Raw genomic sequence first — 3642 nt, 5'->3', positions numbered from 1 at the left:
GCGACGTGCTCCGTGTCAAGCGCGATCATGGGCTAGTCCAGGTCGGACAGTCGTCCGCTCGCGTCGGGTTGGGCGTCCTCCACCCGGCGGAGGAGGCGGGTGAGCAGCTCGCCGAGCAGGGTGCGTTCGGTCGGGGTGAGGTCCTGGAGGAGGTCCTCCTCCCAGTCGGTGCCCATGCGCATGGTCGCGAACCACTTGTCGCGGCCCAGCTCGGTGATGCCGACGATGACGCGGACGCGGTTGGCCTCGTCGCGTTCGCGGGTGACCAGGCCCTCGGTGACCATGCGGTCGATGCGGTGGGTCATCGCGGCGGGGGTGAGGCCGAGGCGCTTGGCCAGTTCCCCCGGGCCCAGTTGGTAGGGGACGCCGGCGAGGACCAGGGCCTTGAGGACCTCCCACTCGGCGCCGTTGATGCCGATGTCGGAGAGGTGGCGGCCGTAGGCGACGGTCATGCGGCGGTTGAGGCGGCTCAGGGCCGAGACGATCTGCTCCACCTGGGGGTCGAGGTCCTGGAACTCCCGCTGGTAGAGCGCGATCTGCTCGTCGAGCGAGCGCAGCTCCTGCGTGGGCGTCCGGTCGGTGTCGGTGGCCGGGGCGTCGCTGTCGGACATGGCGCGCAGTATTCCACCAATCTCGTTCGCGTCGAGGTTCTCAGTCATGTACTCTTTAGCTCTGAACTTTAGCATCGAAGTCTTCGACCCGGTAGCTCGCGGGCACCGGGTCAGACGTGTGTATGGGTGGTGAGCAGTGACACGCGAGTCCGGTACGACGGCCCTCCGGCGGATCCAGGTGGGCAACGCGCTGAGTGCCTTCGGCAGCGGCTTCACGGTGCCGTACACGTTCTTGTACGTATCGCGGGTGCGGGATCTGGGCTCCACCACGGCGGGTGTCGCGCTCGCCGGGTTCGCCATGGCGGCGCTGCTCGTGCTGCCCTTCACCGGGCGGTTCATCGACCGGCGCGGCCCGCTGCCCGTGGCGCTCGTCGGTACGGTCGCCGCCTCGGCCGGGGCGCTGTCGCTGGGGCTGGCCTCGACGGCGCCCATGGTGCTCGCCTCGACGCTGGTGATGGGCTCCGGGATGGCGGTCATCCAGCCGGCGCTGGCGACGATGATCGTGTGGTGCTCGACCACGGCGACGCGGTCGCGCGCGTTCGCGACGCAGTTCTTCCTGAACAACCTCGGGCTCGGCGTCGGCGGACTGCTCGGCGGGCTGCTCGTGGACGAGGAGCACACGGGGTCGTTCGTGCGGCTCTTCGCCATCGAGTCGGTGATGTTCCTGGTGCTCGGTGCCGTGATCGCCACGGTGCGGCTGCCGCGCGGGGCGCGGGCGGTGGGTGCCGGGCCCGCGGGCGAAGGTGCCCGGGGGCGGTGGCGGGTGCTGCTCGCGGACCGGGCGATGGTGTGGCTGTGCGTGCTGGGCTTCGTGATGTTCTTCGCCTGCTACGGGCAGTTCGAGTCGGGGCTGTCGGCGTTCGCGGTCGAGGTGTCGGGGATATCCCCGTCGACGCTCGGGGTGGCGCTGGCGGCGAACACCGCGGTGATCGTCGTGGCGCAGTTCGCCGTGCTGCGGCTCGTGGAGCGGCGGCGGCGCAGCCGGGTCATCGCCGCGGTCGGGCTCATATGGACGTTCGCGTGGCTGGTGGCCGGGGCCTCGGGGTGGGTCGTCGGCGGGCAGGCGATGGCGACGGCGACGATCATCTCGACGTACGCGCTCTTCGGGCTCGGTGAGTCGATGCTGTCGCCGACCGTGGCGCCCTTGGTGGCCGATCTGGCGCCGAGTTCGCACATCGGGCACTACAACTCGGTGTTTGCGCTGGTCAAGCAGCTGGCGCTGGCGATCGGGCCGGCGGTCGGCGGGCTGCTCGCGGGGGCGGGGGCGTACGGGGCGTACATCTCGATGCTCGTCGTGTGCTCGCTGGGCATCACGGTGATGGGGCTGCGGCTGGGCAAGCGGCTGACGCCGGTGCAGGACTGCCCGCGGCTTGCGGGCACCGTGCAGGTGGCGTCCCACAAGCCGGCGGCTGCCGGGGCGGAGCCGGCGCCCGTGCAGGCCGCCTAGCCGGCGTGCCCGCGCAGGCGGCTGCCTGTGCGGGCTGGCCCCGTCGCGTACGCGGCTTCAGTGACTGCGCCCGCGCGGCCCGCCCGGCAGGACGAACTCGCACCACACGGCCTTGCCGCCGCCCGGCGTGCGGCGTGAGCCCCAGCTCGTCGCGATCGTGGCGACGATGGAGATCCCGCGGCCGGTCTCGTCGCCCGGCTCGGCCTGGCGGCGGCGGGGCAGGCGGTCGTCGCCGTCGGTGACCTCGACGATCAGCCTGCGGTCCGTACGCCGCAGGCGCAGCCGCATCGGCGGGGAGCCGTGCTGAAGGGAGTTGGCGACCAGTTCGCTGGCCGCCAGCACGCCCAGCTCGCGCAGCTCCGCCGGGAAGCGCCAGCTCGCCAGGACGCCGTCCGCGAAGGCGCGGGCGCGCGGGGCCGCCTCGACGCCGCCGAGGAGGTCCAGCGCCGCGCTGCGGAACAGCTCGGCCTCGCCGTCGTCGCGCAGCGGGTGCTCCAGCACCAGCACGGCGACGTCGTCGTCGTGCTCGGCGGTGACGCCGAGGGAGCGGATGAGGCGGTCGCAGACGACGCTGGGTGCGCCGGTGGCGCCCGCGAACGCGCTCACGAGTGCGTTCACGCCCTCCTCGATGTCCTGCCCGCGGCGTTCGATGAGGCCGTCTGTGTAGAGGACCGCGGTCGACCCCGGCGGGAAGGGCAGCTCGGCGGAGGTGTGCACCCAGCCGCCGGTGCCGAGCGGCGGGCCGGTGGGCTCGTCGACGCGGCGTACGGTGCCGTCGGCGTCGCGGATGAGGATCGGCACGTGCCCCGCGGAGGCGTGCACCAGGCGGCCCTCGTGCGGGTCGTGGACGGCGTACGCGCACGTGGCGATCTGGTTCGGGTCGATCTCCGCGGCGAGGCCGTCGAGGAGTTGCAACACCTCGTGCGGCGGGAGGTCCAGGCGCGCGTACGCGCGCACCGCGGTGCGCAGCTGGCCCATGACGGCGGCGGCGCGGACGCCGCGGCCCATGACGTCGCCGATGACCATCGCGGTGCGGCCGGCGCCGAGGGTGATGACGTCGTACCAGTCGCCGCCGACGGCGGCGTCGGTGCCGCCGGGCTGGTACTTGGCCGCGACCCGCAGGTCGTCGGGGTGCTCCAGCTCCTCCGGCAGCAGGCTGCGCTGGAGCGCGACCGCGGCCTCGCGCTGCATGCGCTCGCCGGCGCGCAGCCGCTCCGCGGCCTCCACCTGGTCGGTGACGTCGGCGGCGGAGACGAGGACGCCGCCGCTCTCGCCGACGTCGATGGGGCTGCAGGTGAACGTGTACGAGCGGGCGTCGGGGGCGCGGCGTGCCTTGACGGTGCGCCGGGTGCCGCTGCGCAGCACCTGGTCCATCAGCGGCAGCAGCCCCAGCTCGGCGAGTTCGGGCAGCGCGTCGCGGGCGGGCCGGCCCGGGGAGCGGGCGCCGAAGACGGCCGCATAGGCGTCGTTGACGTACGCGATGCGGTGGTCGGGGCCGTGGACGACCGCGACGGGTGCCGGCAGCGTCGTACGTGAACGTGTTGTGCTGGTCGACGCCGGGCACGTCCTGACGTTCGACGCGCG

Annotated in this window: 3 protein-coding genes; 1 reads left to right on the top strand and 2 read right to left on the bottom strand. The window is 73.3% G+C overall.

Features of this window, described 5'->3' with window-relative positions; translation table 11 throughout:
• Positions 1-32: 32 nt before the first annotated feature.
• The gene (locus H5J30_RS22015) at positions 33-611 is read right to left on the bottom strand and encodes a MarR family winged helix-turn-helix transcriptional regulator (protein ID WP_181789116.1); all 579 of its coding nucleotides are present in this window, start codon (positions 609-611) and stop codon (positions 33-35) included.
• Between the two features lie 136 nt (positions 612-747).
• Here H5J30_RS22015 and H5J30_RS22010 point away from each other — a divergent pair, with 136 nt between their 5' ends.
• Positions 748-2058, top strand: coding sequence for an MFS transporter (locus H5J30_RS22010; protein ID WP_181789115.1), 1311 nt, complete (start codon positions 748-750; stop codon positions 2056-2058).
• Between the two features lie 57 nt (positions 2059-2115).
• Here H5J30_RS22010 and H5J30_RS22005 read toward each other — a convergent pair.
• The coding region (locus H5J30_RS22005) for an ATP-binding SpoIIE family protein phosphatase (protein ID WP_258563469.1) at positions 2116-3642 on the bottom strand (1527 nt) is incomplete at its 5' end.

The sequence above is a fragment of the Streptomyces phytophilus genome, assembly GCF_013870535.1.
In the GTDB taxonomy this organism is placed as follows: Bacteria; Actinomycetota; Actinomycetes; order Streptomycetales; family Streptomycetaceae; genus Streptomyces; species Streptomyces phytophilus.
The sequence above is the reverse complement of the archived record's forward strand: the minus strand, read 5'-3'. Positions and strand labels throughout refer to the sequence as shown.